This window comes from Ensifer sp. M14, from assembly GCF_003355565.1.
Taxonomy (GTDB): Bacteria; Pseudomonadota; Alphaproteobacteria; order Rhizobiales; family Rhizobiaceae; genus Ensifer.
The window spans coordinates 23,300-48,426 of the sequence record NZ_QJNR01000014.1 but is presented as its reverse complement, the minus strand read 5'-3'; the positions used below and the strand labels follow the sequence as shown (position 1 = coordinate 48,426).

At 59.1% G+C, this 25,127-nt stretch carries 23 protein-coding genes and 8 pseudogenes; 12 read left to right on the top strand and 19 right to left on the bottom strand.

Translation table 11 applies throughout. From position 1 onward, the window contains the following. From BLJAPNOD_RS28925 to BLJAPNOD_RS28910, 4 genes and pseudogenes are all read right to left on the bottom strand, one after another. Nucleotides 1-143: pseudogene (locus BLJAPNOD_RS28925) on the bottom strand (type II toxin-antitoxin system VapC family toxin); the annotation flags it as partial. Then, nucleotides 143-397 (bottom strand): type II toxin-antitoxin system Phd/YefM family antitoxin, encoded by a 255-nt coding sequence (locus tag BLJAPNOD_RS28920; protein ID WP_077500262.1) that lies wholly within the window; start codon nt 395-397, stop codon nt 143-145. The gene BLJAPNOD_RS28920 and the pseudogene BLJAPNOD_RS28925, both read right to left, overlap by 1 nt. Before the next feature lie 216 nt (nt 398-613). Further along, nucleotides 614-2,245 (bottom strand): GMC family oxidoreductase, encoded by a 1,632-nt coding sequence (locus BLJAPNOD_RS28915; RefSeq protein ID WP_115422344.1) that lies wholly within the window; start codon nt 2,243-2,245, stop codon nt 614-616. A gap of 192 nt (nt 2,246-2,437) precedes the next feature. After that, on the bottom strand, nt 2,438-3,232 hold the full coding sequence (locus tag BLJAPNOD_RS28910; RefSeq protein WP_115422343.1) for an alpha/beta hydrolase: 795 nt from the start codon (nt 3,230-3,232) through the stop codon (nt 2,438-2,440). 151 nt (nt 3,233-3,383) lie between these two features. Between BLJAPNOD_RS28910 and BLJAPNOD_RS28905 the strand changes: the two genes are divergently transcribed. After that, on the top strand, nt 3,384-3,851 hold the full coding sequence (locus BLJAPNOD_RS28905; RefSeq protein WP_077500268.1) for a MarR family transcriptional regulator: 468 nt from the start codon (nt 3,384-3,386) through the stop codon (nt 3,849-3,851). A 28-nt stretch (nt 3,852-3,879) separates the two neighbouring features. Here BLJAPNOD_RS28905 and BLJAPNOD_RS28900 read toward each other — a convergent pair whose 3' ends face one another. Both BLJAPNOD_RS28900 and BLJAPNOD_RS28895 read right to left on the bottom strand, forming a co-directional pair. Continuing rightward, on the bottom strand, nt 3,880-4,659 hold the full coding sequence (locus BLJAPNOD_RS28900; protein WP_115422342.1) for an SDR family oxidoreductase: 780 nt from the start codon (nt 4,657-4,659) through the stop codon (nt 3,880-3,882). Beyond that, the gene (locus tag BLJAPNOD_RS28895) at nt 4,656-4,985 is read right to left on the bottom strand and encodes a nuclear transport factor 2 family protein (RefSeq protein ID WP_077500272.1); all 330 of its coding nucleotides are present in this window, start codon (nt 4,983-4,985) and stop codon (nt 4,656-4,658) included. The genes BLJAPNOD_RS28900 and BLJAPNOD_RS28895 overlap by 4 nt, the downstream gene beginning before the upstream one ends. Nucleotides 4,986-5,122: 137 nt before the next feature. On the opposite strand from BLJAPNOD_RS28895, the gene BLJAPNOD_RS28890 reads away from it, so the two are divergent. Then, a complete protein-coding gene (locus BLJAPNOD_RS28890; protein ID WP_077500274.1) occupies nt 5,123-6,031 on the top strand; it encodes a LysR family transcriptional regulator in 909 nt (302 codons plus the stop codon). A gap of 525 nt (nt 6,032-6,556) precedes the next feature. On the opposite strand, the pseudogene BLJAPNOD_RS28885 reads toward BLJAPNOD_RS28890, so the two are convergent. Next, nucleotides 6,557-6,679: pseudogene (locus BLJAPNOD_RS28885) on the bottom strand (AraC family transcriptional regulator); the annotation flags it as partial. A 14-nt stretch (nt 6,680-6,693) separates the two neighbouring features. On the opposite strand from BLJAPNOD_RS28885, the pseudogene BLJAPNOD_RS36250 reads away from it, so the two are divergent. Next, nucleotides 6,694-6,936, top strand: a pseudogene (locus BLJAPNOD_RS36250) (ISKra4 family transposase); the annotation flags it as partial. Nucleotides 6,937-7,028: 92 nt separating this feature from the next. Here the strand turns inward: BLJAPNOD_RS36250 and BLJAPNOD_RS28880 are convergent. Together BLJAPNOD_RS28880 and BLJAPNOD_RS28875 are read right to left on the bottom strand one after the other, a co-directional pair. Then, on the bottom strand, nt 7,029-7,421 hold the full coding sequence (locus tag BLJAPNOD_RS28880; RefSeq protein ID WP_077500418.1) for a type II toxin-antitoxin system VapC family toxin: 393 nt from the start codon (nt 7,419-7,421) through the stop codon (nt 7,029-7,031). After that, nucleotides 7,421-7,663, bottom strand: a complete 243-nt coding sequence (locus tag BLJAPNOD_RS28875; protein WP_077500420.1) for a type II toxin-antitoxin system prevent-host-death family antitoxin — start codon at nt 7,661-7,663, stop codon at nt 7,421-7,423. The genes BLJAPNOD_RS28880 and BLJAPNOD_RS28875 overlap by 1 nt, the downstream gene beginning before the upstream one ends. Nucleotides 7,664-7,849: 186 nt before the next feature. Between BLJAPNOD_RS28875 and BLJAPNOD_RS28870 the strand changes: the two are divergent. Both BLJAPNOD_RS28870 and BLJAPNOD_RS28865 read left to right on the top strand, forming a co-directional pair. Further along, a pseudogene (locus BLJAPNOD_RS28870) lies at nt 7,850-8,243 on the top strand (transposase); the annotation flags it as partial. A gap of 240 nt (nt 8,244-8,483) precedes the next feature. After that, nucleotides 8,484-10,307: an SWIM zinc finger family protein gene (locus BLJAPNOD_RS28865; RefSeq protein ID WP_158556189.1), complete on the top strand. Its 1,824-nt coding sequence runs from the start codon at nt 8,484-8,486 to the stop codon at nt 10,305-10,307. Between the two features lie 426 nt (nt 10,308-10,733). On the opposite strand, the gene BLJAPNOD_RS28860 is transcribed toward BLJAPNOD_RS28865, so the two are convergent. Together BLJAPNOD_RS28860 and BLJAPNOD_RS28855 are read right to left on the bottom strand one after the other, a co-directional pair. Continuing rightward, nucleotides 10,734-11,156: a type II toxin-antitoxin system VapC family toxin gene (locus tag BLJAPNOD_RS28860; protein WP_077500280.1), complete on the bottom strand. Its 423-nt coding sequence runs from the start codon at nt 11,154-11,156 to the stop codon at nt 10,734-10,736. Next, on the bottom strand, nt 11,153-11,404 hold the full coding sequence (locus tag BLJAPNOD_RS28855; RefSeq protein ID WP_077500282.1) for a plasmid stabilization protein: 252 nt from the start codon (nt 11,402-11,404) through the stop codon (nt 11,153-11,155). Before BLJAPNOD_RS28855 ends, BLJAPNOD_RS28860 begins: the two co-directional genes overlap by 4 nt. A 255-nt stretch (nt 11,405-11,659) precedes the next feature. Here BLJAPNOD_RS28855 and BLJAPNOD_RS28850 point away from each other — a divergent pair. After that, nucleotides 11,660-12,082: pseudogene (locus BLJAPNOD_RS28850) on the top strand (IS30 family transposase); the annotation flags it as partial. Between the two features lie 239 nt (nt 12,083-12,321). Beyond that, nucleotides 12,322-13,602 carry an adenylate/guanylate cyclase domain-containing protein gene (locus BLJAPNOD_RS28845; protein WP_115422340.1) on the top strand — a complete coding sequence of 427 codons (1,281 nt, stop codon included), beginning with the start codon at nt 12,322-12,324 and terminating at the stop codon, nt 13,600-13,602. Nucleotides 13,603-13,772: 170 nt separating this feature from the next. On the opposite strand, the gene BLJAPNOD_RS28840 is transcribed toward BLJAPNOD_RS28845, so the two are convergent. The 5 genes and pseudogenes from BLJAPNOD_RS28840 to BLJAPNOD_RS28820 form a co-directional block, all read right to left on the bottom strand. Further along, nucleotides 13,773-14,954 carry a Fic family protein gene (locus BLJAPNOD_RS28840; RefSeq protein WP_115422339.1) on the bottom strand — a complete coding sequence of 394 codons (1,182 nt, stop codon included), beginning with the start codon at nt 14,952-14,954 and terminating at the stop codon, nt 13,773-13,775. A gap of 246 nt (nt 14,955-15,200) precedes the next feature. After that, nucleotides 15,201-15,350: pseudogene (locus BLJAPNOD_RS28835) on the bottom strand (transposase domain-containing protein); the annotation flags it as partial. Nucleotides 15,351-15,448: 98 nt separating this feature from the next. Beyond that, on the bottom strand, nt 15,449-15,754 hold the full coding sequence (locus BLJAPNOD_RS28830) for an Atu4866 domain-containing protein (protein ID WP_077500422.1): 306 nt from the start codon (nt 15,752-15,754) through the stop codon (nt 15,449-15,451). A 59-nt stretch (nt 15,755-15,813) separates the two neighbouring features. Next, nucleotides 15,814-16,335, bottom strand: a complete 522-nt coding sequence (locus tag BLJAPNOD_RS28825; RefSeq protein WP_077500286.1) for a carboxymuconolactone decarboxylase family protein — start codon at nt 16,333-16,335, stop codon at nt 15,814-15,816. Nucleotides 16,336-16,374: 39 nt separating this feature from the next. After that, nucleotides 16,375-17,097 (bottom strand): SDR family oxidoreductase, encoded by a 723-nt coding sequence (locus BLJAPNOD_RS28820; RefSeq protein WP_115422338.1) that lies wholly within the window; start codon nt 17,095-17,097, stop codon nt 16,375-16,377. Nucleotides 17,098-17,205: 108 nt separating this feature from the next. Here BLJAPNOD_RS28820 and BLJAPNOD_RS28815 point away from each other — a divergent pair, with 108 nt between their 5' ends. Then, on the top strand, nt 17,206-18,108 hold the full coding sequence (locus BLJAPNOD_RS28815; RefSeq protein ID WP_077500288.1) for a LysR family transcriptional regulator: 903 nt from the start codon (nt 17,206-17,208) through the stop codon (nt 18,106-18,108). Between the two features lie 90 nt (nt 18,109-18,198). Here the strand turns inward: BLJAPNOD_RS28815 and BLJAPNOD_RS28810 are convergent, their stop codons facing one another. Beyond that, complete coding sequence (locus tag BLJAPNOD_RS28810) at nt 18,199-20,049, bottom strand: ABC transporter ATP-binding protein (RefSeq protein ID WP_077500290.1); 1,851 nt, start codon at nt 20,047-20,049, stop codon at nt 18,199-18,201. Between the two features lie 576 nt (nt 20,050-20,625). Next, a complete protein-coding gene (locus BLJAPNOD_RS28805; RefSeq protein WP_115422337.1) occupies nt 20,626-21,594 on the bottom strand; it encodes an AraC family transcriptional regulator in 969 nt (322 codons plus the stop codon). 168 nt (nt 21,595-21,762) lie between these two features. Here BLJAPNOD_RS28805 and BLJAPNOD_RS28800 point away from each other — a divergent pair, with 168 nt between their 5' ends. Further along, entirely contained in the window at nt 21,763-23,100 is a 1,338-nt protein-coding gene (locus tag BLJAPNOD_RS28800; RefSeq protein ID WP_115422336.1) for a tetratricopeptide repeat protein, read from the top strand. Nucleotides 23,101-23,223: 123 nt separating this feature from the next. Here the strand turns inward: BLJAPNOD_RS28800 and BLJAPNOD_RS28795 are convergent. Further along, nucleotides 23,224-23,926: pseudogene (locus BLJAPNOD_RS28795) on the bottom strand (IS6 family transposase). Between the two features lie 133 nt (nt 23,927-24,059). On the opposite strand from BLJAPNOD_RS28795, the gene BLJAPNOD_RS28790 reads away from it, so the two are divergent. From BLJAPNOD_RS28790 to BLJAPNOD_RS28780, 3 genes and pseudogenes are all read left to right on the top strand, one after another. After that, nucleotides 24,060-24,311, top strand: coding sequence for an antitoxin (locus BLJAPNOD_RS28790; protein ID WP_057217450.1), 252 nt, complete (start codon nt 24,060-24,062; stop codon nt 24,309-24,311). Then, nucleotides 24,308-24,628: a type II toxin-antitoxin system RelE/ParE family toxin gene (locus BLJAPNOD_RS28785; protein WP_115422335.1), complete on the top strand. Its 321-nt coding sequence runs from the start codon at nt 24,308-24,310 to the stop codon at nt 24,626-24,628. Before BLJAPNOD_RS28790 ends, BLJAPNOD_RS28785 begins: the two co-directional genes overlap by 4 nt. 77 nt (nt 24,629-24,705) lie before the next feature. Further along, a pseudogene (locus BLJAPNOD_RS28780) lies at nt 24,706-25,091 on the top strand (DDE-type integrase/transposase/recombinase); the annotation flags it as partial. Between the last annotated feature and the right edge of the window lie 36 nt (nt 25,092-25,127).

Sequence of the window (25,127 nt, the reverse complement as noted above, 5' to 3'; positions counted from 1 at the left end):
TTCAGGGCAATGCCGCGCATGATTTCGCCGAGGGTGAGCGCACTCAGGTGGATGCTGAGCGGATCGATAGAGCGCAGCCAGGACACCGCCTGCGGCGTGCCGCGTCGCGCCTCTGAGACGATGTTGGTGTCAACCAGATACATCAGAAGACCACATCGCGGCTTGGCGTCTTGACGCGTACATTCACCGCATCAGCGAGCTGATCGTCCCAAGCGAGACCGCCAAGCAGATCATCGACCAGCGTTGGCCGGCCGGCGCGCAGAGCGTCGTAGTCATGAGCTGACAGCACGACGGCCGTGCGCTCACCGCGCAGCGTGACAATCTGCGGCCCTTCGTGGCGCGCCTTCTGCACTACCTTCGAGAATTGGTTCTTGGCGTCCTGCAGTTGCCATTCCATAGTTTCGCTCCTCGATAGCTAGACTGTCTAGCTATATAGTCCTAATTGTCTGGCATTGAAAGTGCCAATGTACGCGACCTTCTATCCATCATAATGTCCTTTATCATGGATATAAAAGCGAGCGCCGAACGCTCTTGACGACATTGGATTCCATGATGGTCCAGTTCGGAAACTTAGCGCCATGCAAAACAGAGCGCTCAGTCCCAACTGTCAGGATCAGACAAACGGAGCGACGAGTTCGCGCTGAGCGCTCAATCCATGTGAATTTGCGATTAGATCGGCCGCCCGCTCACCGATGACAACACAGGGCGCCATCGTGTTGCCGGTAGTGATCCGCGGCATAATCGAGGCGTCCGCAATGCGAAGACCTTCGATGCCATAGACCTTGAGCTCATTGTCGACGACCGACATGTTGTCGCGCCCCATCTTGGCTGTGGAGGTTTGATGCCAGTAGGTGACGGCCGAGCGTCGGATGAAATCGATCATGCCTGATCTGTCGCGCGCACCTGGAGCTGTTTCGCCTGTCACCAACGGGGAAAAGCCCTCGCTGTTTCCAAGCTCACGACACAACTCGACTGCAGCCAAAGCGGCAGCCATGTCTTCCGGCTCGCTAAGGGAGTTCGGCTCGATCAGGATAGGATCGTTTATGTTAGGACCAGAGAGCCGCAACCGACCACGGCTTTTCGGCTGGGCAAGACCATTGAACATCGTCCAGCCGTGCTCCGGCGTTTCAAGACCGGTCTCAAGCGGCGACGGAACTGCGAACTCCAACTGGCACTGCAGGATGTTCGGCTGGGATAGACGCGCTTCACTTTTCCAGTAGATGTTTGCCTCACATCCGCTACCGCCGACTGCTTCCGGCTTTCGGTAGGCCCATGTGCAGCCGAAAGCGAGATGATCCTGGTGATTGCGACCGACACCCGGCAAATGTTGGACGACCGGAAGACCATGCAATTGTAGCTCGTCTTCCGGGCCGATACCGGACTGCATCAGGACCTTCGGAGTATTGATCGCCCCAAGCGACAGCACCGTTTCGCAATGCGCCATAAACTGGCGCCGTTGACCATCGATTAGCGCCTCTACTCCCCTCACTCGCTTACCATCAAAGATGAGGCCCGTGACCAACGCCTCGGTCATCACCGTCAGGTTTGGGCGCGGCAGCATTGGACGAACATAGGAGCCGAATACGGATTCCCGCTTGCCATCACGGATCCGCAGTTCAGCGATCGATGCGCCACCGCCAGCCTCCATCATCTCGCCGTTCGTCGAATCGAACACCGGAACGCCGATAGCTGACGCAGCGCTCAACAGAGCCTCCGCCACTGGCTGCGGAGACTGGGGCTGCGCAACATAAGCAGGCCCACCTATGCCGCGACGAACCGGGTCCGGAGCGCCCTGCCAATCCTCGATCCGGCGATAGTAGCGGAGGATCGACTCATATCCCCAGGCGTCATCACCTGCCTCCGCGGCAAAATGATTCCAGTCTTCCGTATGCCCTCTCGCCCAGACCATGACGTTGATGCTTGAGCCGCCGCCAAGTCCCTTGCCCATGCTGAGAGGAAGTCGCCGGCCATCCAGACCAGGTGCCGGTTGTCCGACAAAGCCCCAGTCCCGGCTGGAGCCGAGATTGAGGGGCCACTGAGCGGGGTTCGATACAGTTTCGGATTTATCATCTCCGCCCGCTTCGAGCAGCAGTACGCTCGCGTTCCAATCCTCTGCCAGTCGTGCTGCGACAACCGAGCCGCTGGACCCGGCGCCGCAGACAATAAAGTCAAAGACATCGCCGACGGCGTTACGCGGAAAAGACGTATTCGCGGGTACATTCTTGTCATGGGTAGACAGTTTCACGTGAGTTCCTCCGTGAATTGTTTCAGGTGAATTGCTGAAGTCTGGGTCGCGAGAGGCGAGCAAATGCCCATGGATTTGGGTCAGGGATCCGGCGTACCGCCGGCATTTCACTTCTGCCGTGCCGAGCCGTTTAAGGTAATTTTATCAGCGCTATCGGGAGGGCGCTCGACCGTCCCGATAGCGCGAAGTCGATCATTTCTTTTTTGCCGACGCCGTCTTGGCGGCCTGATCGATGGTATCGGCGATGACCGCCGGCTGCGTCATGAACAGGGCGTGGCTTGCGGACACCTTGGTGATCTTGGCTTTGATGCGTTCGGCCATGTGGATCAGCATCGCTTGGTCGAAGGCCTTGTCTTCGGTGGCAATAACGGCCCAGCTGGGCTTGGTGCGCCAAGCGGCGTTTTCGAGTTTGGTGCCGAACGCAGACATGTTGATCGGAACCTGCGCGTCCCTCATGAAGACAACATCAGCGTCGCTGACATCATGCGCGAAACCCGCTTTGAACTTTGCCGGGCTGACATAGCCAAAACCATCCTTCGTGGTCTCGATGACAAACTCGGTCGCAGGCGCAAATCCTTCGTATTGCTGAGCCGTTGTCTCGCCGGCATCAGGGGAGAGAGCGGAGACATAGACGAGGCCCGCAACCTTCGGATCGATGCCCGCTTCCGTGATGACAGTTCCGCCCCAGGAATGTCCGACGAGAATGACCGGACCGTCCTGCCGCTCAAGGGCACGCTTGGTGGCGGCGACATCGTCTGCAAGCGACGTCAGCGGGTTCTGCACGATGGTGACGCGATATCCGAGTTTAGTCAGATTGTCGTAAACGCCCTTCCAACCGGAACCGTCGGCAAAGGCACCGTGAACCAGAACGACGTTTTTCACGGATTGGTCTTTCGGGAGTGCTTCTGCGGCAACTGCCGGCAGGGCGGCCGAGAGGGAGGCTGCAGCTGCAATTGCTGAAATGGTGGTGATGGTCTTTCGTGTCATTGTCTTTTCCTTGGGTTTATGTATTATTGCGATAACAGTTATTGCGATATCTTTATGCTGCCAGATCTCGACGTCTGCGTCAACACATTTATTATCGCGATATTTGTTTTTGTGATAGGATCGGCTATATGAACGTAAACAGGAGTTCAAAATGACCAAACGCCTTAACGATCCCCCGCCCCTGCACGACCAGCTCTGCTACGCGATCTATACCGCCGGCATTGCCATCCAACGCGCTTACAAACCGCATCTTGACGAGCTAGGCCTTACCTATCCGCAATACCTCGTCCTCAACGTACTCTGGGCGGAAGATGAACAGACTGTAGTCTCCATCGCGGATCGGCTTGCACTCGAATCCAGCACGTTGACGCCTCTACTAAAACGCTTGGAAGCCGCCGGGCTCCTGCGTCGGACGCGCAACGTCAGCAACGAACGTCAGGTTCTGGTGACGTTGACAGATCAGGGTCGTGCCTTGCGGCACAGGGCAGGCTGCCTAGGCGATACCTTGCTCGCAGCCTCGACACAGTCGCCACCGGAACTCGCTGCGTTGAATCGCGACGTGCGATATCTACGTGACTCAATCTACTCGCAGATCGGCGGGTGGGACGCACCCGCTTGATCTGCGATCGGGCTAGATCGCCGCTTGCTCAAGCGGTCGGAACAGTCCCGCCGTCGATGACATGTTCCGTCCCTGTAATGGACGTTGCCCGGTCCGAAGCAAGGAACGCGATCAGATCGGCGACCTCTTCTGGCTTTGCCGGTCGTCCAAGCGGTATGCCGCCCAGCGAGTTCATGATCAGCTGCACTGCGGCGTCGTACTCGATGCCCGCCTCCTCGGCGATGCGCAGGGCTAGACCGTTGGCCCCTGGATCCGCGATCCAGCCGGGAGAAACCCGTACCACCCGTACCCCCTTTGGAGACACCTCTTTGGAGATACTCTTGCTGTAGGTGTTGAGGGCTCCCTTGGCCGAAGCGTAACCGGTCGTTGCCTCCGGCAGCGGAAGGCTTCTTTGGATCGAAGTGACGTGGATGACTACGCCGCTTCCCTGGGCAATCATGCCGGGGATGAGAGCGCGATCTAGTCTGACGGCCGGAAAGAAATTGAGGTCGAATTCCTTTTCCCACTCCTCATCGGTCAGCGCGACGAAGCCACCCGAAGGGGCTGAGGAACCACCCAGTACGTTCACGAGGATGTCGAGGCCGCCGAGTTCCCGCTGCACCGCATCGACGACGGCTTTAACCCCCGGCTTGGTGGTCAGATCGGCTTCGACGAACGCCGCACCGGAGAAGTCCGCCGGCTTCTTGCGAGCAGTGGTCAGCACGCGGGCGCCCAGCTCCTTGAACAGCGACACGGTTGCGGCGCCGGCGCCCGAAGTCCCGCCGGTGATCAGGGCGCGACGGCCCTGCAAGCTGAGAAACTGTGTCATACGGTGATCTCCAGTTCGGCGACCTTGTCGTTCGCGAGGACAAAGAAGAAGCGCAGATCGATTGGGCTGCCCGGGAAGTCGCCGACGGCATGGGCCGTTACCTGGGTTTTCCCGTTTTCGGTGGCAATGAAGAAGGGTTCCACCGTGTAGCTGTATTGCTGAGCTTCATCAGCCATCCATGCACGGATGGCATCACGGCCTCGGTGCGTGAGGCCTTTATCTTTAACGATGCCGTTCTCGGTGAATGTGGCAGCGATCGCATCCGGGCTGCCTGTCCGGTCGGCCTCGAAATACCCTTCGATGGCCTTGGGTAGATTGATTGTCATTGGTTCCTCCAATCCTGGTCCAGCCTCTGCCAGCTGAGTGCGCGGCCCCTTAAGAGGTCGATGACGGTAATCTAAGACGACTTGGTTGACACGATAACTAGGATAAATGAGGATGAGGAGTTGCGAAAAGTGGGATAATGACGCGGTCTGTACTTGTCGATTTGGACGCCGTTCTCAGCATCGCCCGCCTCGGCTCGTTTCGGGCCGCCGCGCTCGAGCTTGGCATGTCCACCACAGCATTGAGCAATGCCATCGCAAAGCTTGAGCAGCGCCTAGGCGTACGCCTGTTTAACCGTACAACGCGGAGCGTTTCACTCACCGACGCGGGAAAGACATTTGTCGAGCGGGTTGGGCCGGCTGTGACGGACATCCACGATGCTATGCTCACGGTCCAGTCTCTTCAGGAAACTCCGACGGGCACATTGCGCATCAATGCCTTCGCGACGGCAGCCAGAGAGGTTATCGAACCGCTCATCTTGTCGTTCATGCGGCGCTACCCTCAGGTGCATATCGATCTGGTCACAGAGGGACGGATCGTTGACATCGTTGCGGCAGGCTTCGATCTGGGCTTGAGGCCGGCTGATCTGGTCCCGACTGACATGATCGCCGTGCCACTCGGAACCAAGCGCAGTAATGCCGTTGTCGCATCACCAGACTTCCTGCGCACTCATGGCAGGCCAACCGTCCCAGCCGACCTGTACCGGTTTCGCTGCATCCGTGCGCGTCTGCCCAACAACGCCTTGTTTCGGTGGAAATTTGAAAAGGACGGGAACGCTGTACAGATCGATGTGCAAGGCTCGATAACCCTCGACGAGCCAAGCCTTGTCAGAATAGCGGCTCAAAATGGAGTTGGGCTCGGATACGTCATGGAAGCGGATGTGCGCGATGACATTGCGACCGGTCGATTGGTACGCGTTCTCGAGGATTGGACCCCTTCCCTGGCACCGCTCGCGCTGTATTATCCCGGCAGGAAAAATCCACCGGCTGCCTTTAGTGCGTTTATTCAGGCTGCCCGCGATTTTGCAAATGGCCAATCAGCCCGGTGAATAGATTAGGATTTTCGGACCGGTCATATGGGGTTTCCAAAAACACCTGGGTTCAATGGCCTACTTTTGGGCAAAGAACAAATCATGTGCAATGCGGTGAAATTAATGGCTGACCATCCGTCACTTACCGCTCCCTTCATTCGTCCAGACCTCTTCAAGCTGGTGAAACCAATGGACCCATACAAACCTTGCTGGCCCAGTCGATGGGGTGGACGCCTCCTGTTTAGCAACCGACGTCACCAGCCGAACACAGGAAATCGCGAACAGGCTTCAGTATAGCGCGACGATCAGGTCGAGGCAGCGCATTGCCGCGCACGTCAGGTTCCGGAAGCCAGTTCCGCATCGATCTTCATTTCCTTGAGCTTCGTGAGTAGGCCTCCGCCGCCACTGGAGGTCATCATTCCGCGCCAGTTGGGATAAGCTGGGCGTAGCCCGCCTCCTGATTGGCTGATTGGCCCCTGCTGTAAGCCGGCTTGCTGCGGCGAGTTCCGCGCGGTCTGAGTTGCTCGACCGCTGCGTCGAACGTCACGCCACAGGTGCGTTGTGCGCCCGGCGCCAGGCCGCAGGCGGTATGCCATATTCGCGCCTGAATGCACGGTTGAATGCAGTCTCGGATTCGTACCCAACATCGAAGGCGATCCGTGCGATGGCGTCAGCCGATTCGAGCCGGGCTTCGTGTCGCCACCACCCTCGCCGAGTCAGCGGTGAACTCGTTGGTCGGCAAGCGGATGGTAAAGAAGCAACAGGCGCGCTGGACGCTCCATGGCGCTCACATGCTCATGCAGGTTCGGACGGCCGAGATCAAGGGTAAGCTTCGCGATCGATTGCGGGCACCGTTTCGACAGCCAGGGCCGAACGTGCCTTCCCTGTTCAACCCCAAACCGCCGCTCCTTCGCGCCGCCTAGCCACAGACAAATTACCCGTCTCAGGCAAACGTGGACACGCCGGAATTTCGTCAACACCGGTTCGCTTCGTATGAGCGTGCAGGGATTTCGAGCTACTTTTGTAGACAGCGAATGGGGCCCGAATACTGCCCGACCAGTTCATCGACAGTTAACAGGGTAATACCCTCCACGATCGACTGAGCGACCAAAATCCGATCAAAGGGATCCTTATGGATCGCCGGCAGCCAATCTACCGCTACCGCGTGTTCGCTGGTGATTGCGAGCTCCTGGTAGCCGTTATCAATGAGACCGCGGCGAAGTACGCGAGGATCCACGGTAAAATCGGCGCGACCAAGCCCGCGCTTGATGGTCACCTCCCAAAGACTCGCCGCGCTAAATAGCAAAACATTATCGGTATTCTCGATTTCAGCCAAAACGGCAGGCGGCAGTTTTCCAGGCTCTCCCGCAGCCCAGAGCAGAAGATGCGTATCGAGCAGGAGTTTCATCATTCGCCGCCAAACAGTTTCTCAATATCTTCGCCACCCATCCGATCGAAGTCTTCCGGTACGGAAAACTGCCCCGCCATGAAACCGACGCGACGAGTTTCGTCGGCGGCAGGAGCCTCAATCGCGACCACCTTCACCAACGGCTTACCCGATTTGGCGATGATAAACGGCTCCCCTTTTGCTGCTTTCTCAATGAGCCGCGACAAATGAGTTTTCGCCTCATGAATGTTTACAGTTTGCATGACCCACCTCAAACTTAGTCTCATAAACTTAGTTCGATTCTCACCTGATAGCAAGCTGGCTGCTCCGCAGAATCTACATCGACGCCCAGGCAACTAGAGGCATCGCCCCGGCGGCTGACTATTCCAGCGTAGCCGAAGTCGGCACGGTTGGTCGAACCGTCACCTCCAAGATTTACCAGTCCAGCGCAAACCGGTCATGCGATCTCGCCGGTGATTTGCCGCAGCGCTGTACATTAGCATGCCGCGAGGCAGGCTGGCAGACCGGCGGGTAAGCAAGATCGATGCCGTGAAGCAGGGATCTGAAGCTTTCACCGAAATGCGACGCTTGGCGATGCGATCGGCACCACTGGAAGAGTGGATCGACGCTGAGATCGACTCCGAACTCATTTCGTTCATGCGGTTCGCCCGCGAACTGCGCAGAGACATCGTTGCCGTCAACAACGCTATTGAGATGCCTTGGAGCAATGGACAGCCCGAGGGCCAGACCAACCGCCTCAAGGCGCTCAAGCTTGCAGTGTACGGGAAGGCAGGTCCTGAACTGCTGAGGGCACGTATGCTCCCTCGGCGCCACACAAAGTGAGGAAGAACCCGTTTAAGTTCCAAACGACCACCGTATCCCATAGCGCCTCGACTGTTCGCTCGGCTCTTGCGCGCAAGATTGTTTCCAGTTTGGCAAACGCTTTCTCGATTTGATTGACGCGACTCCCCGTTCAATGAACGCGCTCTGGGTGAGCCTTATTTTGGCCAGATGGGGTTGCCGCGGTGCGTCTTTTCGGTGAGATATCCGACGGCAATGTGTACGAGAGACGAAGTATTTATCATGGTTGCGCCAGCTTTCACGGAAGACGTTGTCCGGGCTCTCGCCAGCGCCGAGTCCTTCGCGCGCGGCCGCCACTGTCTGAGGATCGGCGCCGTTTCAAAGCTCACGCGCCGTGGTGATTTTATGGCGGCCCAGGTCGAAGGCAGCTCGTTTGTTCCTTACGAGGTAACGATCGAGCTGCACCACAAAGGCGTGACCGCCACGCGCTGCTCCTGCCCCTATGAATGGGGCGGCACTTGCAAGCATGTCGTCGCCGTCTTGCTCAAATATATCGAAGCACCCGGTGAGATCGTCGTAAGGCCGGCGCCTGAGGAAATAATCCGCGGCCTCGATCGCGAAGCCCTGGCGGACCTTCTGATCCGACGGGCCGCCCAGGATCCAGGGCTGGTTACGTGGCTTGAGGCGGAACTTGCGACGGGCGCGCCGGGGACGGCTGAAGGCAGTGCCCGCAGGACGGCCGTTGAGCGCGAACCAATCCGCCGGCAGGCGGAAGCGCTCTTGTCGGGACGCCATTCGACGAGGAAGGCCTGGGATTACGTTGATCCCGTTGCAGACGAGAACGGGTTCGCCGCGCTGCTCGAAAAGGCCCGACCGTTCCTTGAAGTCGGCGATGGCAGAAACGCCCTGAAAATCTTGGAACCCGCCGGCGAAGCGCTTGTTGCGGCATGGTCCGAGCAGGCTGATTGGGATGAAACGCTGCACGAGCTCTTTCCCGCGCTCGGTCAGATGTTCGCGGAAGCCGCGCTGATGGCCGATCTATCGCCTGAAGAGCGCGATGACCTGATGGTGCGGCTCGATGTCTGGCAGGGTATGCTCGACGAGTATGGCCTTGACGGCCATCTGCAGGTCGGCATCGATGCCCTGGAACAGGGCTGGGACGAGATCGGCCTCAAGGAGGTTCTTGCCGGCGAAGGTAGCACGTGGCCGATCTTGGGCAAGAGTGACTGGACTGGTGAGCGGTTGACCGAGGCCCGGCTCCGCGTGCTCGATACGGGCGGCCAGGTCGAGGCATTCCTCAATCTGGCACGCGCAGCGGGTCTGCATGGCGACTTCACTGCGATGCAGATCCGGCATGGCCGGATCGCGGATGCCATCGCCCATGCGCAAGCGAGATTCCGCTCGTCGGGAGAGGCGTTTAATCTCTGCCGGCTGCTCAAGGAGCGGGGGCACATCGAGGCTGCGCTTGAGCTTGCCCATTGGGGACTGACGCTCAATCAAGATCACGACCGTTCGTACGAAACAATAATTCTGGCGCGATGGCTGCGCGAGACGGCCGGTCTCCTGGGAGCGAGAGATTTGGCACTTGCAGCGGCGCGAGCGGCGTTCGAGGCGAGCCTGTCGCTCGAGGATTTCCGCAAGGCCGAAACGCTGGCTGGACCGGACTGGCGGGATCTGCGTGCCCGACTTCTGCAGGGCCTCATGACGGCGGACCATTCCCACGATCGTATCGAGATACTCCTGGAAGAAGGCATGATCGACGAGGCAGTGCGTGCGACCGAGACCCGGGAGATGCACCTCTACGGCTCCAGTGAAATCCTCCTGCGGCTTGCCGGGGCTGCGCATGCAAGCCATCCAGAGTGGGTCATCGAGATCACCGAGCGCATGGCTACCGATATCGTGGAGGCGGGGCGATCCGGCCAATACGAGCTTGCCGCGCGATGGCTGGAGAAGGCCGCTCTCGCCTATGATGCAGCCGGTCGCTTCGAGGAATGGACGGAAAAACTCGATGCGCTGATCCAGCGGCACCGGCGCAAACACAAGCTTCGGCCGCTGCTCAAAGCGCTGCGCGGTGCTCCACCCGTGATCCTGATCGGCGACCCGTGATGCCTTCATACCAACGTTGCCTCGGATCTGTGACCCGCCCAAAATTGCCACAAACACCGGTCGACAAACAGTTAATGCGTGCAGGGCTCGTGGGAGCACGTCCCTGTCCGCCCGTAAGGCGATTTCCACGCATATGTCAGCGAACGGCAGCATTGCGAGCACATTTTGGCACTTAATCAGACCTTGCACCTGCCGGAAAGCAGACATTGTCTAGTTTAAAGCCAACGGCATCTTTGCGTGATAGTTGAGGGGAACATGGACGACGACCTCCGCGTTCCCACGCTTACTGTAATTGATATGTTCGCTCAGAAGCTGCTTGCCAATGCGGATCGCTACTATGACAAAGCCGTGGCGTATCGAGTGGCTCGGCTCGATGGAGTATCGCCTCGGCTGATACCGTCGGGCGATTTGCGGCGTGGGGCCACCTTACCTGTTCTTCCACGGGTTTATGATCGCCAAGCCTACACCCTCGAAGTCCGAAACATTCCGAGTTGCCAGTGCGGCACCACGGGAAAGCGCGATGGAGGCGATCTGAGCATCGAACTGGCTGATTGGGCGACCTGCCTTGCGCCGCTCAGTTGCAATTGAACCGTAGACGTCAGCGGCCTCCCTATCGAACGGCAGGATGCGACCGGCGAGGTCTTGCGCAAAGATCGGCAAGATTGCCGCCTCAAGGTCGCGCCGGCGCCGACCATCGGGAAGCAGGCGTAGACCATATAGGATTTCGGCTTCCGTGATCGTGGTGGTGAAGACGGCGGCGGCGGGTTGATCCGAAAGCCATTCGACGACCGAGGGCTCCGGGACTGGCAAGAGCAGCTCGGATATGATGTTGGTGTCAAGAACGATCATATTGCAGAAAAATCCGGAGCGTCACGAATCGGTTCGCGCCCGGGAAGTTCCAGTTCGACGCCGCCGAGCGGCTGCAAGCGGGCGCGGATCGTACTCGCGAGGTTTCCCGGCGCTGCCTCCTGTTGAGCTAGCACCATTTTCAGGATGTCACGTGCCTCGTCTTCCATCGATCGGCCGTGGGTCGCGGCGCGTACACGCAACCTCTGTTTCAGTCGATCGTCGATGTTGCGAATGGTCATGCTGGCCATGTGCACTGCCTCCAGTAATCATTGATTGCATATAAAGCATTGATGGCCAGTTTTCAATCGGAGCCGCACAGCTTTGGGCGCGCACAAGAGGGGAAACGTCGAGTGAAAGCGACCGTTTCGCCCACGATTTGACCCGGCAGCAGGGTTGGTGTCGGTTTTACAGGATCAACCGGATCCGGCATCCTGATTGACGAGGCGGACGAATGTCCCTCGAGCTGTTGCTTCGCGAGTCGGTTCGGCACACTGCTGCGCGCCTATGCGCTGGTGGGCTTCATTCCCGACCGAGACTATCGGTATCTGGAAATCTATCGCACCCTTCGCCGGCTCTTCCCCGCAATCGTGGCCAACATCATCGAAACGTTCTCTCCCTTGCCAGCCTTTGCCCGGCAGAGCTTCACCTTTGATCGTGGCACGGAGTTTGCCGGATTCAGGGCTTTGGAAGATGGCATCGGCGCGCGGAGCTGGTTTTGCGACCCCAGTGCGCCGTGGCAGAAAGGTGCGGTGGAAAACGTCAACAAGCGCATTCGCCGGTTCATGCCGGGTAATACGGATCTTGCAGCCGTGTCGCAACGCAAGCTCATCCAGCTTGCTCGCCATCTCAACGACCAGCCGAGAAAGTGCCTCGACTACAGGACGCCGGCCGAAGTGTTCAGGGCACATTTGCAAGATGGAGGCTGAACCCCTACCCTAAAACCGGCATGATGCACTTCGATTAGGATTTCCCAAAAGTGAACATCACAGCAACAAGGCTTGCACGGCTCTAGGAAGCACAGTTCTGTCCGGCCCGTAAGCGCGTCGACGCTTAGGTCTGCAAACGACAACATTGCGCCCCCATCTCGGCGTAGAGATAAATTTGGCCTCCGCCCAGCAACGCAATTCGGCTTCTTACCTGCGGGCGATGCAGCTATGATCGGGTCATGGATACCCGTGATTGCAACACGATCGCCGCGTGGTTGGCTGAGGCCGGCCTGCTGGGGATTCGAGACGAGGCCTCGTTGACGCAGGCATTCTGCGAACGATGCGTCGAGGCTGGACTGCCGCTCGGCAAAGTCTTCGTAATGATCGACACGCTACATCCGATGTATGAGGCGCGCGCGTATTTTTGGGACGAGGGGCCCGAAAACCCTTTCCGCGAAGAGGAGTATGTCGGCAGTCGTGATCCGGAAGGTACGGCGCAGTGGTCGCGTAGCCCCTTCCTGCAGATGCTGCGCCGGCGCGAGACCTCGCTGCGCTGCCGGCTGGAGCACGGCGAAACCCACGGCTATTCAGCGATCCAGGAATTGTGCGACGCTGGTCAAACTGACTATCTGGCTTTCGTCTACCGTACGCGGCAGGCAGTCCGCGTCGAAGATGTCGATGCATTCTATGCGCGTTTCACCACGGCTCGGCCGGGGGGATTCAGCGACGTTGATGTGGCTTGCCTGGCGCAACTTACGCCGCACCTCGGCCTCGCCATCAGGTCCGCTGCGCAAACCCGGCTGACGAAGACGCTCGCCGAAGCCTATCTCGGCCGCGATGCCGGCCGGCGTGTGCTCAGCGGCGCCATTCGACATGATGCTGTGAGGCGTATCCGGGCCGTGCTCTGGTATTCGGACATCACCGGCTACACCCATCTCTCCGAGTCCGTGCAGGCCGATCAGTTGATCCCTCTGATCAACGACTATGCAGAGGCGGTGATTGGGGCGGTCAAGTCGGCCGGCGGTGATGTCCTGAAGCTGATCGGAGACGGCGTGCTGGCGATGTTTACGAGTTCCCGGCCGGAACATGCGTGCCGAGCGGCCATTGACGCGGAGCACGATCTACGGCTGCGGCTCGGCCAGCTTGCACGCCGCCGCAAAACAGAGGGCCTGCCTGTCGCCGACATCCATCTCGGTCTACATGCGGGCGATGTGTTCTACGGCAACATCGGCACACCCGACCGGCTCGATTTCACTGTGGTTGGCCAGGCAGTCAACGAAGTAAGCCGCATCAGCGATATGTGCCATTCCACAGGGCGAAACATGCTCTGCTCCTCGGAATTCGCCGACCTCCTGCTGGGGGAGGAACGAGACAAGCTCGTTTCCGTCGGGCGATTTGCGTTGAAAGGCGTTGGAAAAGCCAAAGAATTGTTCACGCTCGATCCAAGCCTTGCAGCCGCGGGTACGACACCGAAAAAAATGACGACCTCTCGCCGGCGGGCATCTGTGGCGAGGCCTTGACGGGACAAGACCTGTCACTGCGTCTTGCAGCCCGCGACTCGCGGCAAGCCTTGAACGTCCGCTTGATAAGCGCCGAGACCAAAAGCTAACTGTCCGCTGACGGCCCCAATTAAGGCGCTCGCCCCTATCCATCGCCTTGATGAAAATCGAACCTTTGGCCCATCTATTTTTCATGAACTGAGGGGCAACGGATGGGTGCCTTCGTTCAGGATTGCAAGATATCGCTGATAGCTGAACACGCGGCCGCGTTTGCGGCCGGTCACCTCATCAACGATGCCCAAACGCTCCAGATCAGCAAGTGCGGCATTGACCGTAGGCGCGGAAAGACCCGTGATTTGAACAATCTGGTTGGCAGTGTGGAAAGGATTCTGCTGGAACAGCTCGTGAATACGAAGGGCCGACCCTGCTCTATCGCTCTCCATCGTGATCCGCTCCCGATCTTCCTTGAAAAGATCGACGATCTGGGTCGCAGCCTCAAATGCTTGATTGGCAGTGTCGGCAACGCCGGCCAGGAAAAAGTCCAGCCAAGCTTCCCAGTTGCCATGCTCACGCACCTCTTGCAATAACCGGTAATATTCTCTCCGATGGGACTTCAGATAGAGGCTGAGGTAGAGCAGCGGCTTTCGCAAAACCCCGTTCATGCAAAGATACAGGGTTACAAGCAGACGGCCGATGCGACCATTGCCATCGAGAAACGGATGGATCGTTTCAAACTGCACATGCAGCAGGCCAGCTTTGATTAGCGCCGGTAAACGCGATTGGTCGTCATGCATGAAGCGCTCGAACGCATCCAGGCAACCGGCCATTTCAGTGACGGGTGGCGGTACAAAGAGTGCGTTACCGGGGCGCGTCCCACCAATCCAATTCTGCGAGCGGCGGAACTCTCCAGGATCCTTGGTGCCTCCCCGCCCACTGTGTAGGAGTCTGGCGTGCATCTCACGGATCAGACGCAACGACATGGGCAGCGTTTCCAGCCGCTCTAAACCATACATCATGGCGTCAACGTAGTTGGATACTTCACGGATATCATCAACCGGCTGTCCGGCTTGGGCTTCGGTCTCAAACCGCAAGAGATCAGAAAGCGTGGACTGCGTGCCTTCAATCTGCGAGGAAAGAACGGCTTCCTTTCTCACATACATATAAAGAAACAGCTCCTGTCTCGGCAGCAGCATTGTGATACCATCCAGGCGTCCTAGCGCGCGTTCCGCCAAGCTGAGGCGCTCTAGCAATGAAAGCACATCAATCGCCGGCTCGGGCGGCAATGGCGGGGGTACAAACGCCCGCACTGTTTCACTGGCGGCGACCGTCTCGACGAAACGACCCAGGCGGTTTTTGGATTGGGAATCAGACATAACCAAATATCAGCCGCGCCCCTTATTTAAGCAAGACGCATTTCATTTAATTAATCGACAGACTTAGATAAGCGCGCTTAATTAACGCCGACATTGAACTCCTGAGCTTTGATCCAGGCGACATTGGCGCCTAACACGATGAACGGGCGCCATTAGGAGGTAACCGCTCATTTCCATGCGCGTTGACGCGACCCGTTTGACGGGGTCGCCTGCCAGTTGGCCGCATCGGATCATGTAGCGGCGGTTTTTGGCGAAGTTGCAGGGCAGCAGGTCGGTGATGTTGGCGTCTGTGGGTCGCTGCGGCAATTCGGTAAGGACGTGGCGCAAGTAGGCCAAGGGCTCGATGCCGCAGGCGCGGCAGGTCAGCATCAGGCTGTAGACGACGGCACTGGCCCTGAGGAGCGGTGTCGCGCGCATACAGACGCCGCTCTCATGCCGGAGCCATACCTTTTTGTCGAGGGCAGGTCACTGCCACTGAGACGGAGTTGGCAGAGTTAAGGCTTTTCCCTGTAGAAGACCATACCGCCATGATGAAGCGTGTCGTTGTCGACAAACGTGCCGTCGGCAGTGAAGCCCGTGTCGTCCCAGTAGGCGATGTGATTGCCAGTTACAACGTAACGGCCCTGGTAGGCGCTACGGCGATTCCCGCGGGCCTCGTCGTAGCGACCGGTTGGCAGGAGTTCCTGGCGGATGTGACCGTCGCCGGTGACCCACATCCCAAGATAGGGATGGTTCTGCGGTTGGGCCTGGGTGCTGGATTGAGTGGGCATGGTGTCCTCTGCATTTGTGATAGGGGCCATCGCGCTCAGGGACGCGGCGGTGGGGATGATGATGGCGGCGATGATCAGGAGAGGATACCTCATGGCCCAGCCTCCTCACCTGTCGCCATCGCTGGGCTTTGATCAGCGGGTCCGCCGCGCTGGGGTTGACGTCGCTCTTCAAAGAGCTGTGACAGGACTTGGGAGGCGGCGATCGCCTTGGGGAAGCCCGCCGGTACGGTCACCATGTAGATGATCTCGTTCAGCTCTTCCTCCGACACGCCGATATTGAGTGCATAGCCGGCATGAACCCTCATGAAGGCCGTTTCACCGATGGCGGCGAACGCCGCTACAGCAGCGAGCTGGCGTGTCCGGTTGTCGAGACCCGGGCGCGACCAGACGTCGCCCAGTGCATAGGCTTCGGTTGCCTCGGCCAGGAACGGGAATTCCCGGCGCATGCCTTCAAGCGTTGGCTGCGTCATGCCGTTGTTCAGGCTGCGGATCACCGCAGCCCCGCGCTCGCGCCTTTCGTCCGTGGTCTGGGCGAGAGCGGCGTCGGGAAAGAGGCCGAGAAGTGAGGCGGCGCCGGCCGCTGCGAGATGAGTCCTGATCTGCTGAAACATGATAACCTCCTCTTTACTGGCTGGTTTCTGAGTGGCTGGTCAGAAAGCTGCCCTGGTCGGGCGGATGACGATCTCGTTGACGTCGACATCGTCGGGCTGCTCGATCGCAAAGCGGACGGCGCGGCCGATGGCATCGGGCGTGAGCGCGATGGCGCGATATGCTTTCATGCCTTCGATCGCGCTGGGATCAGTGATCGTGCTGGCCAGTTCGCTTTCGACGACGCCCGGATGGATGCAGGTGACGCGCAGCTTGTCGTTTTCCTGGCGAAGGCCATCGGAAATGGCACGGACAGCATATTTGGTGGCGCAGTAGACAGCCGCCGTCGGAGACACAGCCAATGCGCCGATGGAGGCGATGTTGATGATCTGGCCCGAACCGCGTTCGGTCATTTCGTGCAGGACGGCAGCAACGCCGTAGAGCACGCCCTTGATGTTGACGTCGATCATCCTGTCCCATTCATCGACCTTCAACGAAGCCATCGGCGACAGCGGCATGACGCCGGCATTGTTGACAATGACGTCGATACGGCCGAATTCCCGGCGGGCGGCCTCGGCGAAGGCTGCCATGTCGGCACGATCGGTGACGTCGACCTTGCGGGTCATGACCTTCCCGCCGGCCGCACGGATTTCCTCGGCGACGGTTTCCAACCGGTCGGTGCGGCGGGCGCCGAGCACGACGGTCGCGCCCGCCTTTGCCAGTTCGTGGGCAATGCCGACACCAATGCCGCTGGAGGCGCCCGTTATGAGAATAACCTTGTCCATGACTTCTCCTCTTGCTTCCGCATAATTGCGGTTGCTAGGAAGATAAGCCTGGAGCATTGTCGTGATAAGCCGTCTCTTTTTTCATGGAGAGGTAAGGAGCACTAACCAATGCTGCCGGATTTTAATGCGCTTGCCGTGTTCGCTCTCGTCGCGGAGGAAAAGAGTTTTCGCGCCGCTGCCGACCGAATGGGCGTCACGCGCTCTGCCGTAAGCCAGACGATCCGCAGGCTCGAAGAGACGGTCGGTATCGCGCTGGTCAGCCGTACGACCCGCAGCGTGGCACTGACCGAGACCGGCGAACGGCTCTATGCCGAGGCGGCGCCAGCACTCCTCGATATGCAGGGCGCCATGGAGGCGGCCGCGAACCTTCGTGGGCGGCCGCGTGGACGTTTGACGCTTGCGGTTTCGTCGATTGCCGAGAGCTTTCTGTCCGGGCCGCTGCTAGCCACCTTTCTGGGGGAAAACCCGGATGTGACGATGCATGTGACCGTCACCGACGAGGAGTTCGATATCGTCGCGGAAGGGTATGATGCGGGGGTGAGGCTCGGGGAAGTCATCGCCCAGGACATGATCGCCGTGCCGGTCTCGGGTGAGCAGCGCCAACTGGCCGTGGCGTCGCCGGGGTATCTCGAACAATTCGGGACGCCGCATCATCCCAGCGAACTTGCAAGCCGCCGCTGCGTCGGTTGGCGTCGGAGGGCGAGCCTCGCCCCGTACCGTTGGGAGTTTCAAGAGGACGGCCGGGAGTTTTCGGTGGCAGTGGCCGATACGATCACGACCACAGATATGGCGCTAATGATCAAGCTTGCGACGGCAGGCGCCGGGATCAGCTTTGGAATGGAGGACAGTTTTCGGCCGGCGATCACACGCGGTGAACTGGTGCCAATTTTGGAAGAATTCTGCCCATGCTTTCCCGGCTTCTTTCTCTACTATCCGAGCCGCCGCAACATGGCGCCGAAACTGAGAGCGCTGGTGGATCATTTACGCGGCTTTCGCCTGGCGGTCGGATGAATTTTGATAGTATGGCAAGCGCAATCTCGCCATCGCTTTAGCTACCACGTTTCTTGATGGGAATCGAACCAAAGGCCCCTAAAAGCAGCCTCAAATGTCCCCAGGAATGAAGCCACCCGTCTGCCGCTTCCAGAGACGGGCATAGAGCCCGTCCTGTTCGATAAGCGCATCCGGTGTGCCTTCCTCGACGATCCGGCCACGATCGAGAACAATGATCCGATCCATCCTGGAGATGGTGGAAAGACGATGTGCGATGGCAATCACTGTCTTGCCTTCCATTAGCAGGTTGAGCTTTTCTTGGATTGCGGCCTCCGCCTCGCTGTCCAGCGCCGACGTCGCTTCGTCGAGGATCAGGATGGGCGCATTCTTCAGCAGCACCCGCGCGATCGAAACGCGCTGTCGCTGACCTCCGGATAGCTTTACGCCTCGATCGCCAACGAAGGCTTCATAGGCCTTGCGGCCCTCACCATCGGTCAGATCGGCAATGAAGGAATCGGCTTGCGCCGCCTGCGCTGCCTGCTCGATCTCCGCTGACGTCGCCTCGGGGCGGCCGTAGCGTATGTTGTCGCCGACGGACCGGTGCAGCAGCGCGACATCTTGGGCGATAACGCCGATGTTTTGCCTCAGACTCGCTTGGCTTACGGCACGAATGTCCTGACCGTCTATATGGATGGCGCCGCCGTGAATGTCATAGAAGCGTAGCAGCAGATTGACCACCGTCGTCTTGCCGGCGCCGGACAGCCCGACCAGTCCAACCTTCTCGCCTGCTCGGACGGTAAGGGATAGATCATCGATGACGCCCTTGTCCGACTTGTAGGCAAATTGAACATTCTCGAAACGGATTTCGCCATGGCGAACGATGAGCTGCTTTGCGCCTGGCCGATCGGTAATGGTCGGCGGAGTGGTCATGACGGGCATCGCATCCCTGATTGTTCCTAGAGCCTTGAAGATCTGCTGGCCCATCTGGATAAACGTGAAAGATCCAGCCGACAGCCGCTGAAGGATGTAAACCATCGCCACAAACTCGCCCACCGTCAGGAAACGATCGAAGAGCCCCCAAAAGCCGATGCCGAGCATGACGAGCCAGAGAACCATGTTGAGGGTGATGACGACCAATTCAGTGGTTCGATAGATGCGCTGCTCGTGGTGTTGTGTGTTGACCGCTCTTGCCATGATCTTCCTGAGTGCGCCCGCTTCAGTGTCTTCGGCGGCGAACTGCTTGACCATCTGGATGTTGCCATAAATGTCCGTCATGGCCCCGGAAACGAGGCTATTCTGCCTCGCCGAGCGCCGCGCACGCTCCGTGAAATCAGGTACGACCTTGAGGGTGAAGAGCACATTGACGATCACCCAGGCGACGACCGGGAGCGCTAATTGCCAGGACAGCGCGAGCAACAGCAGAACCGAGCCGACAATCTGAAGCAGGAAGCGGGGCGCAGTCTGAAAGGCGATCAGGATCTGTTGCTGTACTGCATTGGCCACTTGGCCGAGGCGTGATGCTACCTGGCCGGCAAAAAGGTCATGGAAGAAGGCAAGGTCCTGCCCTTCAATGGCTTTGTGCCCTTGCCATTGAATAGCGATTGGGAGGCTGATGCCGACGGTATGCGAGTTCAGAATATTGGTAATATAGAAGACGATGGGCATCACCGGAAAAATCAGAACGGCGAGGAACACCAGCAACCAGAACCGGCTGTCGACGAACTGCCCGACCCCTTGTGTCGCCACACCATCGACGATCACCGATAGTCCCCAGATAACGATCAGGTTGATTGCTTCGACGGCCATCGAGGTTAGTGCCATGGCAATGATGACGCCTCGGAAAATCCGGATGAAGTGCATCAGGACGGCGACCGGCCCCTTGGTCGGAAGCGGTTGATAGGGGATGTCGAGCGGACGGATCAGCGTTTCGAAGGGACGATAGACAGCATCTGAGATCGACATAGGCCGCTCGCTTTTGTCCTGGGAGAAGAAGGGAACATTGCTACGCGCAGCACATAGCACCATCTTCGCGCTGCAATCTCAACTAGAATATTTTTGAGACTGTAAGGGAAAGGTGTTATTCTCAAAACGGTGTGCCCGTCTTCAGGCCATCGCTAAACAAATGGTCTGGCGCCGCAGGAGCGTCGCCATTCCAGTCGATACATTATGCGATCGTTGCAGTACAGATAGTGAACATCTTCTCAACAAGCCCGATACGGGCCTCGTGAAGAACGGCTGCCTTCGACCCTTGCCAGACCTTCCGTGGAGTTCAACCTACGACGAGGCTTGACCCTAGCCGGTCATTCCCGATTGCGTCCGGTATCCTGAAAACCGACATTCGCCACAACCAAGTCCGGAGCAGACATTTCCTTGACCTTCGTGAGTAGGCCTCCGCCGCCACTGGAGGTCATCATTCCGCGCCAGTCGGGATAAGCTGGGCGTAGCCCGCCTCCTGATTGGCTGATTGGCCCCTGCTGTAAGCCGGCTTGCTGCGGCGAGTTCCGCGCGGTCTGAGTTGCTCGACCGCTGCGTCGAACGTCACGCCACAGGTGCGTTGTGCGCCCGGCGCCAGGCCGCAGGCGGTATGCCATATTCGCGCCTGAATGCACGGTTGAATGCAGTCTCGGATTCGTACCCAACATCGAAGGCGATCCGTGCGATGGCGTCAGCCGATTCGCTGAGCTGCGCCGCGGCTTGCTCAAATCTCTGGCGCGCAAGGTAGCGCATCGGCGGCTCGCCTATGACGCGGGTGAACCGGTCAGCAAAGGCGGAGCGGGACATCGCGACTTCTTGGGCAAGATCCTCCGTAGTCCAGCGACGGGCGATCTGACCATGGAGAAGGCCCAATGCGCGCCCGACGATCGGGTCCGGCATCGCCGCCGTCCAGGCATTTGCAGCGGGCGGCAGAGAGGTGAAGTAGCGGCGGACAGCCTCCATGAACAGGAGCTCCGCCAGCTTTGCGAGGATTGGCGACGATTTCGCCTGGCCCTCCGTCAGTTCCTTCGCAGCGAAGCGGAATGAACTTTCTATCCAGCTTCCCGACGCTCCTTCTGCGACATTGAGCTTCAAGACGCTCGGCAGCATCGAAATGAAGGCGTTGTGAGGAAGATCGTTGCCAAGAAACCCGCATAGTATGTGCGTGCGCTCGCCGCCACCGCCGTAGACGATCTTTGCCAACCCGCCGTCCGGCTCCACCTGGATCAGATGTTCGGCGCTGACCGGCCGAAGGTTCATCGCGCTGCCGATGATGTGACCATCGTTGCGCGGCAGAACGACAATGTCTCCGCTCTCGACCGGCACCGGGGGCTGATTGCCCACCTTCAGGAGGCAGCGTCCGGCGGTGACATAGTGGTAGGCAATGATGTGGCGCGGCTCGGGTGTGAACGGGCTGCAATCCTCGGGACCTACCTTTGCCGTGACACACCAAGGTGCGTTGAAGTCCGCATCAAGAAAGATGCCGCCCGTGAGGCGCATGGAACGCATCATCTCCAAAATGGCGTCGATCATGTTTCCCGCTGACTTGGCGGATTGGTCAATTCTTCCGGCGTCCCGCTCATTCCGCCGCCTTCTCTGCACTCGTAGTCTAACACCGAAGCCACACCTCCGGCAGCGGTCAGGAGGATCAGTCTTCGAGCATCGCCCGAGGCGGGCAATATCGAATGGAGATGATCAATCATGAAGACGGACAAGCAAGGAAACATGCTTTCGGGGGCGACAGTCGAAGCCGCTGAATTGTTCAATGAGGCCGTCGAAGCCTTCAACATTTATCGTGGCGACCCGGTGGGCCTGCTTGACCGGGCCACCGCGGCTGCTCCGGATTTTGCGATGGCGAGCATCCTGAAGGCTCACCTGTTCGCTCTGGCCACCGAGCCGGAGGCGACGAAGGCCGCGAAAGAGATTCTCGTGACGCTCAAGACCATGCGCCTTTCGGAGCGTGAGGCCTCGCACGTAGCCGCACTCGACCTCCTCGTTGATGGTCAATGGTCCATGGCGGCCGCAGCGCTCGACCGGCACAGCGTGCACTATCCGCATGACATCGTGGCGCTCCAGTCCGGCCACCTGATGGACTTCTACCGTGCCAATGCCCGCGATCTGCGCGATCGCATCACCCGCGCGCTGCCGAAGTGGTCGGCGGACATGCCGGGCTATTCGATCCTGCTAGGTATGCTTTCTTTCGGCCTTGAGGAAATGGGCGATTACGGGCGGGGCGAAGAGGCCGGCCGCCGCGCGGTGGACCTGCAGCCGCTCGACTGCTGGGCGCATCATGCCGTCGCCCATGTGATGGAGATGCAAGGCCGCGCCGAGGACGGCATAGGCTGGATGATTGCACGTGAGCCGCACTGGTCGGGCGATGATAATTTCTTCAAGGTTCACAACTGGTGGCATCGGTCGCTCTATCATCTGGACCTCGGCCAGACCGACGAGGTTCTCGCTCTTTATGACGGGCCGATCCGGCAGGACCGCAGCATCGTCGCGCTCGACATGGTGGACGCCTCCGCGCTTCTCTGGCGGCTTCATCTCTCCGGCAATGATGTCGGCGACCGGTGGAACGAACTTGCGACCAATTGGGACCACCACGCCGATGCCCGCACCTACCCGTTCAACGATTGGCATGCGGTGATGGCCTATCTCGGCGCGGGACGTGCGGGCGAAGTTGATCGGATCGTTGGCGCTTACCGGAAGAGCGCTGCTATCTCCGACGCGGCCGAATGGGGACAGCGCACCGCCGTGCCTCTGGTAGAAGGCTTCGCATCGTTCTGGCGCGGTGACTATGAAACCGCTGCCAACCGCCTTTACGGCGCTCGCTTCATCGTCAACTCGTTCGGCGGCAGCCATGCGCAGCGCGACATCATCGACTGGACGTTGGCCGAAGCAACGGTTCGCGGCGGCCTGACCGCAATGGCCGAAGCCATCGCGAATGAACGCCTGGCGCTGAAGCCTCACAGTCCCGTTAACCAGAGCTTCCTTTCACGAGCCAGAGCGAACGCAACGCCGGAAGAGAAAGCCGCCTGAGCCGACCTACGTCTAATGACCCATCCTCCGGACGACTTGAATGACGAGTCGCCGTGCACCCTTGGAGGCGTCGTAAACGTAACGGCAACAAGGACAGACGTTGACGCCGGCCGAGTTTGTCGGTCATGCTCGGGCGATGTTCGCCCACAGGTTCATCGCCGCTGAACGCAATTGGCGATGATGGCCGGAGGAGATGTCCTGTCTGGGGATGTGGAACAGGTTGGCGATGGGATCGTGGATGGAGACGAAGCGTTGTGGATGTCGCTGTGACTTGAAGCGTTTCATAATCCGCTCTCGTCGCCGGATCGGCTGATGGGAATTCTCCGCTCGATTGTTCAAGCCCTTGTGTTAGCGATGCTCGTCACCCGGCATGATGTCCCGCTTTGCTGCGTCGTCGGAGCGAAGTTTGTCGGTGACCATCACCCGCGGCGACCGTCCCTGACCCTTTCAACAGCTTGCGCATCAGGCGCTTGGCTGCCTCGGCGTTGCGGCGGCGTTGCATCAGAACCTCCAGGACGAAACCGAACTGATCCACAGCAGGCCAGAGCCAGTGCTTCTTGCCACGGATCGAAACGGCGGCCTCATCGAGATGCCACTTCTCCCCAAGCCCACCGGATGAGCGGCGGCGGATCTTGTTGGCGAAGCCACGTCCGAACTCCTCCGCCCAAAACCGGATCGTTTGATGCGTGACAACGACCCGACGGGCAGCCAGCAAGTCCTCGACCAATCGCAGGCCGAGAGGGAAGCGGAAATAGAGCCAAACGGCGTGGGCAATGATTTCAGCAGGAAAGCGATGGCGGCGGTAGAGTGGGTCAGGGTCTGTCATGGTCTGTCATCGCACAGCGAGTCCCCATTCCGTTAAGTTGACGATGCCCCCGTTTAAGTGGCAAACGACAGGACAATAGCCCTGCCCGTGCATATGTGCTAATGTGGGTTTGTGAGTCTTACGGAGAATCCCCATGAGCCGCCTGACAATCGACATAACGGACCAGCAGCACCAAAGCCTGAAGGCGCTCGCCGCGTTGCAGGGCAAGACCATCAAGCAATACGCCCTGGAACGTTTGTTTCCCGGCGATGCTGATGCCGATCAGGCATGGCAGGAGCTGAAAAACCTGCTGGGAAATCGCATCAACGATGGCCTTGCGGGGAGGGTTTCCACCAAGAGCATCGGTGAAATCCTGGATGAAGAACTCGCCGGGGACCGCGCTTGACAGCCTATACCCTCACGGCAGAGGCAGAAGCCGATCTGCGCGGCATCATCCGCTACACGCGTAAGCAGTGGAGCGATACGCAGGTCCGCCGCTATGTCGCCAAGCTGGAACAAGGAATTGCCAGCCTTGCCGCCGGACAAGGCTCTTTCAAAGACATGAGCGAGCTCTTTCCAGCGTTACGGATGGCGCGTTGCGAACATCACTACGTCTTCTGCCTGCCGCGCGAGCGAGCGCCCGCATTGGTCGTGGCAATTTTTCATGAGCGCATGGACCTCATGACGAGACTAGCAGACAGGATCAGTGCGCGGGAGTTTTGAAACGTTCCGGCGGTGTTGTCACGTAAACCCCGCGTCAGCATTTGCTGCATAGGGGCGGCAGCATGATAATGCCTCGCCGCAAGCAGCCGAGCCGCGATGACATCCACCTGGATGAAGTTGTCATCACCATTGCTGGCCGAAAACACTGCTTTGGCGCGCCGTCGATCAGGACGGCTATGTCTTCGACGAGATCGTCCAGAACCGCCGCAACGCCCAGGCGGCCAAGCGTCAGGTAATGCCGAACGTCGAACACCGGTCACACAAAAAATTGAACAACCGCGCCGAGAATTCCCATGTGCCGCGGCGAAAACGAGAGAGGGTGATGCAGGGCTTCCGATCGCCAGGAAGCCTGCAGCGTTTCGTCTCGATCTTCTCAGCTCTACGCAACCTCTTCGTTCCACCTCGCTTAAAACGCTCCGCGCTCGCGACACACATTCACCGCCTGCAGGCCACGGCGGAGTAGAAAGCCGTGTCCGTGGTCAGCTGACAACAGTTCTGC

Coding starts and splice junctions, on each gene's coding strand:
- BLJAPNOD_RS28920 (WP_077500262.1), bottom strand. CDS start 397: ATGGAATGGCAACTGCAGGACGCCAAGAACCAATTCTCGAAGGTAGTG.
- BLJAPNOD_RS28910 (WP_115422343.1), bottom strand. CDS start 3,232: ATGACACGAAAGACCATCACCACCATTTCAGCAATTGCAGCTGCAGCC.
- BLJAPNOD_RS28905 (WP_077500268.1), top strand. CDS start 3,384: ATGACCAAACGCCTTAACGATCCCCCGCCCCTGCACGACCAGCTCTGC.
- BLJAPNOD_RS28900 (WP_115422342.1), bottom strand. CDS start 4,659: ATGACACAGTTTCTCAGCTTGCAGGGCCGTCGCGCCCTGATCACCGGC.
- BLJAPNOD_RS28895 (WP_077500272.1), bottom strand. CDS start 4,985: ATGACAATCAATCTACCCAAGGCCATCGAAGGGTATTTCGAGGCCGAC.
- BLJAPNOD_RS28890 (WP_077500274.1), top strand. CDS start 5,123: ATGACGCGGTCTGTACTTGTCGATTTGGACGCCGTTCTCAGCATCGCC.
- BLJAPNOD_RS28880 (WP_077500418.1), bottom strand. CDS start 7,421: ATGAAACTCCTGCTCGATACGCATCTTCTGCTCTGGGCTGCGGGAGAG.
- BLJAPNOD_RS28875 (WP_077500420.1), bottom strand. CDS start 7,663: ATGCAAACTGTAAACATTCATGAGGCGAAAACTCATTTGTCGCGGCTC.
- BLJAPNOD_RS28865 (WP_158556189.1), top strand. CDS start 8,484: ATGGTTGCGCCAGCTTTCACGGAAGACGTTGTCCGGGCTCTCGCCAGC.
- BLJAPNOD_RS28860 (WP_077500280.1), bottom strand. CDS start 11,156: ATGATCGTTCTTGACACCAACATCATATCCGAGCTGCTCTTGCCAGTC.
- BLJAPNOD_RS28855 (WP_077500282.1), bottom strand. CDS start 11,404: ATGGCCAGCATGACCATTCGCAACATCGACGATCGACTGAAACAGAGG.
- BLJAPNOD_RS28845 (WP_115422340.1), top strand. CDS start 12,322: ATGGATACCCGTGATTGCAACACGATCGCCGCGTGGTTGGCTGAGGCC.
- BLJAPNOD_RS28840 (WP_115422339.1), bottom strand. CDS start 14,954: ATGTCTGATTCCCAATCCAAAAACCGCCTGGGTCGTTTCGTCGAGACG.
- BLJAPNOD_RS28830 (WP_077500422.1), bottom strand. CDS start 15,754: ATGGCCCCTATCACAAATGCAGAGGACACCATGCCCACTCAATCCAGC.
- BLJAPNOD_RS28825 (WP_077500286.1), bottom strand. CDS start 16,335: ATGTTTCAGCAGATCAGGACTCATCTCGCAGCGGCCGGCGCCGCCTCA.
- BLJAPNOD_RS28820 (WP_115422338.1), bottom strand. CDS start 17,097: ATGGACAAGGTTATTCTCATAACGGGCGCCTCCAGCGGCATTGGTGTC.
- BLJAPNOD_RS28815 (WP_077500288.1), top strand. CDS start 17,206: ATGCTGCCGGATTTTAATGCGCTTGCCGTGTTCGCTCTCGTCGCGGAG.
- BLJAPNOD_RS28810 (WP_077500290.1), bottom strand. CDS start 20,049: ATGTCGATCTCAGATGCTGTCTATCGTCCCTTCGAAACGCTGATCCGT.
- BLJAPNOD_RS28805 (WP_115422337.1), bottom strand. CDS start 21,594: ATGATCGACGCCATTTTGGAGATGATGCGTTCCATGCGCCTCACGGGC.
- BLJAPNOD_RS28800 (WP_115422336.1), top strand. CDS start 21,763: ATGAAGACGGACAAGCAAGGAAACATGCTTTCGGGGGCGACAGTCGAA.
- BLJAPNOD_RS28790 (WP_057217450.1), top strand. CDS start 24,060: ATGAGCCGCCTGACAATCGACATAACGGACCAGCAGCACCAAAGCCTG.